General features: G+C 35.1%; 5 protein-coding genes. 1 reads left to right on the top strand and 4 read right to left on the bottom strand.

Annotated features, from left to right (window positions below):
- Positions 1-143: 143 nt before the first annotated feature.
- The 4 genes from CKF59_RS05195 to CKF59_RS05180 form a co-directional block, all read right to left on the bottom strand.
- The gene (locus tag CKF59_RS05195; protein WP_119534904.1) at positions 144-803 is read right to left on the bottom strand and encodes a hypothetical protein; all 660 of its coding nucleotides are present in this window, start codon (positions 801-803) and stop codon (positions 144-146) included.
- A gap of 16 nt (positions 804-819) precedes the next feature.
- Positions 820-1,644, bottom strand: coding sequence for a hypothetical protein (locus CKF59_RS05190; protein ID WP_147397128.1), 825 nt, complete (start codon positions 1,642-1,644; stop codon positions 820-822).
- A 423-nt stretch (positions 1,645-2,067) separates the two neighbouring features.
- Positions 2,068-3,549 (bottom strand): aldehyde dehydrogenase family protein, encoded by a 1,482-nt coding sequence (locus tag CKF59_RS05185; RefSeq protein WP_222985605.1) that lies wholly within the window; start codon positions 3,547-3,549, stop codon positions 2,068-2,070.
- A 542-nt stretch (positions 3,550-4,091) separates the two neighbouring features.
- Positions 4,092-5,012 (bottom strand): LysR substrate-binding domain-containing protein, encoded by a 921-nt coding sequence (locus CKF59_RS05180; RefSeq protein WP_119534901.1) that lies wholly within the window; start codon positions 5,010-5,012, stop codon positions 4,092-4,094.
- A gap of 178 nt (positions 5,013-5,190) precedes the next feature.
- Here CKF59_RS05180 and CKF59_RS05175 point away from each other — a divergent pair.
- On the top strand, positions 5,191-5,321 hold a 131-nt coding region (locus tag CKF59_RS05175), incomplete at its 3' end, for an SDR family NAD(P)-dependent oxidoreductase (RefSeq protein WP_119534900.1).

Raw genomic sequence — 5,321 nt, 5'->3', positions numbered from 1 at the left:
AAAGCTTAAGAACTTTAGGAAAACCTAAAGTTCTTAAGCTTTTTTTCATATAAACCATTTCTAATTTAAACAAACTAGAGAGTAATCTAAGAAAAAATATCAATTTAAGATCACTCCCTAGAGTAAGTTAACGAACTTCTAAATTAAGAAGCTGGTTTACTTACACCAGGCATGGTTGCTCCTTCAGGGAGCTTAACATTTGGATTAGGAACTAGATTTACTTTGTAAACTTGTTTTAAGTATTTAGCGATTTCAAGATTATTAATATCAGCTTGGCTAATATAGAGATCTTTAAAATCAGCAACTTCAACTCCTTTTAAAAGAGCTAAGGTTTTTTGATCTTTTTTGGCAGTTGCTGTACGCTTGACATAAGGAATGTCATAATACTGCGATAAATTATTTTGCCCTAAAAGATAACGTAGATTAAACATAGTTAAAACATTAGCACAACCATAGCGAGTTAAATCTACAGGATTTTCTTTGTCAACTGGACAATATTTTTTTAGGTAATCACCAATAATATTCAAGTCTACCGAAGTTTGAATATCTTCTCCTTCACGAGTTACCTTAACATTATTTAAGTAAGGAATACGAGCAATGATCTCAAATAACTCACCAATGGCAAGATCTTTATTAGCATAAGTATCTAATTCTTGAGTTAGTTGCCAAGATTGTAGCATAACATTTTGTTCCACAGTCGAATAGTGAAACCATACACGAGCTTGAGCTTGTTGACTCCAGAACATACTTGCTACTACTGAAGTTACTGCCAAGGTTTGGTAGAAAATTTTAGATAATTTCATAAATCAATCTCCGACGTTACTGTTTGGCAGGGGCTGGTAAGCCAAAATCAGGAGCAAAACCAATAAAGCGTTTTAATACTTCTTGTGAAGCATTTAATTGCGGAATTATTTCTCCAAAAGCTTCAACTTTTTGTTTATTCGTTAGCTTGTCCATTTCTTGAGGAATTTGAGCTAAAAAGCCAAGACGACGGAAATAAGCTGCTCCGCTCTTAAAGCCATTAGCATTAATAATCGAAACTATAGCTGCTCCATTACAAAAAGTAGGAACTAAAGCTTGATTATTACGTAATTGATTACAGTAAAGCATCATTTGTGAAGTATAGATACTAAACATAAAATCTTTCATAAGGATGCGTTCTTCTTTAGAGATACCCGAATTACGATTTGGAATCACTAATTGCAATTGACGATCAATTGCCGTACGGAACACCGCTCCTCGACTACTTAAATCAAAAGGCATTAAAGCATCGGCTAACCCAATAATAAATTTATTATGGTCTTGAGCATTTTGATTATTGGCAAAATAATCATATACCTTTTGATAATAAACCATCATCATTTTATGTAGAGGTTCGAGGCGAGCATCTGAATTATATAAATAACTTAAAGGGGTTTTAGCGAGCGTTGGTTTTTGGTAACCACGAGCTTTAGGATCACTATTAAAGAATCTTACCTTACCTAGGTATTCATTAGCCTTAGCACTAAGTTTTAAGGTCATTGGCATAAATGGTTGACTAAAGCTGGCATTATTTGCTGTAGCTAAGTTAGTTCCAACAAAGGTTAAAGCTACCCCTAAACCTAGAGTCGTCAAACATTTACGAAAAGAAATATTAAACATCATAAGCTATTACTTGTGATAAATGAAAAAAAGAATCTACACTTTTATTTTACTATAACTCCCAGTCTTTGCCTTAAATTTCAGAAAACAAAGCTCAAAGATCAATGAGGATGAGTCGTGGGAATTGGTATTAACTAGCGAGATAAGTGTGAGTGGTGTTTGTATCAAGACTTTTAATAGTATATATGCAGAATTGTAAATTTCTATCCTCAAGACTGAGATAAGATATATCTTTAATCTGTCCTTAAATCTATAAAGAGCTATAAAAATATAAGCCAAGATTTGAGTTGTAGATTTAAGTTAGGGATTAGGTAACCCATAAATTTACAAACTAAAATAGTAAAGAACTAAAGTGCTTAAATTATGCCCTCTAGGCATGGAAAAAAGGAGGTTTGCACCTCCTTTTTCCTTAAGAGAAACTTTCGCTTAGTAGAAACCTTCTTTTTCTTCACGTAAGCTAATATAAATATTTTTTACTTGGGTATAAGATTTGAGAATGAGTTTATGAGTTTCACGACCTATACCTGAAGTTTTATATCCTCCGAATGGAGAACCTGCAGTAAAGCGGTTATAACAGTTAACCCACATTCTTCCGGTTTGTACGCCTTTAGCTACACGTAAAGCACGGTTAATGTCTCGAGTCCATACCCCTCCACCAAGACCATATTCACTGTCATTAGCGAGAGCTACTACTTCCTCTTCAGTTTTAAATTTAATTACGGTAGCAACTGGACCAAAGATTTCTTCTTGGTTAATACGTAAAGAGTTATCTTGAGCTTCAATTAGAGTTGGAGCATAGAATTCTCCATCTTTTAAAGCTCCCTCAGTTCTACGATGTCCACCCGTAAGCACACGACAACCTTCTTCTTTACCAAGATTTACATATTTATCAATGGTTTCAATTTGTGGACGATTAATTTGTGCTCCCATAATTGTATCTGCTTCCCATGGTAAACCTACTTTAATATTTTCAAAGGCTTTAACTAGAGCAGCAACAAATTGGTCATAAATTCCTTCTTGCACAAAGATACGTGAACCTGCACAGCATACTTGTCCTTGGTTAAAGAGAATTCCTTTTTGCGCCCCTTCAAGAGCTTTTTCAAATGGAGCATCATCAAAGACGATATTTGCAGATTTACCGCCTAACTCTAGAGTTGCCGGAATAAGAAGTTTAGCCGCTGCTATACCCACTTCACGTCCAATAGCAGTTGAACCCGTAAATGCGAGTTTATTAAAGCCAGGGTGTTCGAGCATATAAGCACCTGATTTAGAACCTTTACCTGTAATTACATTAAGAACTCCAGGTGGTAAGAGATGACCAATTTTTTGAGCTAAAGAAAGTAAGCTTAAAGAAGTGGTTGAAGATGGGTGAATTACCACTGTACAACCGGCAGCCAATGCTGGAGCTATTTTCCAAGCAGCCATTAAGAATGGGAAGTTCCAAGGAATAATCTGTCCAACTACTCCAATAGGCTCATTAATAATAATGGAAATATCTTCTTGATCAAGTTCGTTTACCGTCCCTTCTTCACCACGAATTACTCCCGCAAAGTAACGGAAATGGTCTGCAGCTAATGGAATATCGGCATTAGTCGTTTCACGAATAGGTTTACCATTATCAAGAGTTTCTTGTAAAGCAAAGAGTTCGAGATTTTCTTCAATTACATCAGCAATTTGATTGAGAATAGCTGCACGTTCCGCAGCCGTGGTCAGACGCCAAGTTTTGAGAGCTTGGGTTGCCGCTTGCACGGCAGCATCAACATCTTCTCTTGTTGCATCAACAAAAGTTGCTAAAGGTTGGTTGTTCGCTGGATTATAAGAAGTTAACAGTTGCCCTTCGCTTCCATTAGTCCACTGTCCATTAATATATAAACCATAGCTTTTATCAAATACATTTAAGTTAGTCATTATGATTTACTCCTGTCAAAGTAAGGTAAAACTAAAAAAGATAATCTAGTTTAATATTGTTGATTACATAAGATGCAAATTAGAGCTTTTCGCTAGCTAATTTAATGATTTATATTTTCATTTTATGCAATAACTAAGGAAATTTCTTGGGAAAAGTTTAGATTTGGGGCAGGTGACAACTTTTTAGATCCGGATTTTTTCTATCAAAAATGATCAGAGTAAAGAAAAGCTCTAAATTTTAAAGAGTTAAAGATAGAAAGCAGAAGTAAATCTATGAGAAAAAGTAAGGAAATAGCCTTTAGATAGCTATTTTTTGCAAATAAATGATCAAAAGTGATCGAGAAAAAAGTACTAAAGCTTTAAATCAAGTTGGGACAAGCAAAACTTACTCTTATTACCTATAGCCGTAATTTAGTCTGTGCAAGGTACAAGCACGAGAAGAGGGACAAAACCCAAGTTTATTTAACTCTGTCCCCTTTCTCGTTTTTAAGCAAAACTAATAAATTAAGGAGTTGGCATTTTGTACTGGGTAATCCTATTGGCTAGGAGTTATACATGGTTTGGGTTTGTTGAGCTAACCAATTGCGGAGAATACAAATTTTAGGTTTTTGACAACTTTGAGGTCGATATACAAGATAATAAGCCAAATTTGAACTCAGAGTAAGCTCTGGAAAAAGTTGAATGAGGCGTCCGCTTTTCAAGTCATCAGCTACCAGTAAGCTTCGGGCTAAAGCAATTCCTTGACCATTAATAGCAGCTTGAATAACATTGGCACTATCATTAATGCTAAGACCTTTAATCTCGTGATGAGAGTTCAAAGGTAAAAACTTAGCAAACCAATCTTGCCAGCCAAGAAACCCTTCATGACGTGATAAAGTCAAATCATGAATTAAAGGAAGATTAAACAGATCGGTAGGCTTATGGATTGGATGTTGTTCTAAAAACTCAGGCGAGCAAACTGCAAATCTTTGTTCTTGTTGCCAAAGTTCTACTTGTAAGTCAGACCAATTTCCTTTGCCATAACGTATGCCGATATCAACACTTTCACTAAAGAAATTGACATTTTGTGAGGTTAAGTTTAGAAAGAACTCAATTTCAGGATGCTGACTTTGAAAATCAGGCAAACGAGTTAAAAGCCATTTAGTAGCAAAAGTAGAGCTTACAGTAACACTCAAACGATTATCTTCTTGAGAGTTTTGAAGTTTTTTCAGTCCTAAACTTAAGGATTCAAATCCCTGTTGAATTTCAGTTATCGCTTGACTAGCAAGGTCAGTTGCTTGCAACCTTGCCTTACCTCCGGTTTTACGAACAAATAAAGGCTTACCAAGGTAATCTTCTAAAGATTTTACCAATTGCCCTACAGCGGCGGGAGTAACATTCAATTCTTGGGCAGCGGCTGAAAAGCTTTGTAAGCGATAGCTAGCTTCAAAAGCTTGAAGAGCATTTAAAAAAGGAGTTTTCATAATATAAAGATTTTCTTTAGATATCCTAAAGATATTATGCGTTGTTGTTCTAAATAAATAATTCTATAATATTGGGGCAAAGGAAATAAATTTAATATTTATTCTTGCCTTATGGAAGATAAAGACACAAAAATTTATCACAATAATTATAGTTATATTTTACAACGAGGTACAACAAATGAAAAGATTTTCTTTAAAGACAGCAATTATTACTGGTGGTGGCTCTGGTATTGGTAAAGAAGTAGCAAAACAACTAGTACTCGAAGGGGCAAATGTAGTAATTGGTGGACGCAATCTTGCAAAACTAGA

The sequence above is a fragment of the Psittacicella gerlachiana genome (assembly GCF_003585965.1).
Lineage (GTDB): Bacteria > Pseudomonadota > Gammaproteobacteria > Enterobacterales > Psittacicellaceae > Psittacicella > Psittacicella gerlachiana.
This window is presented reverse-complemented; position numbering and strand designations above follow the sequence as displayed.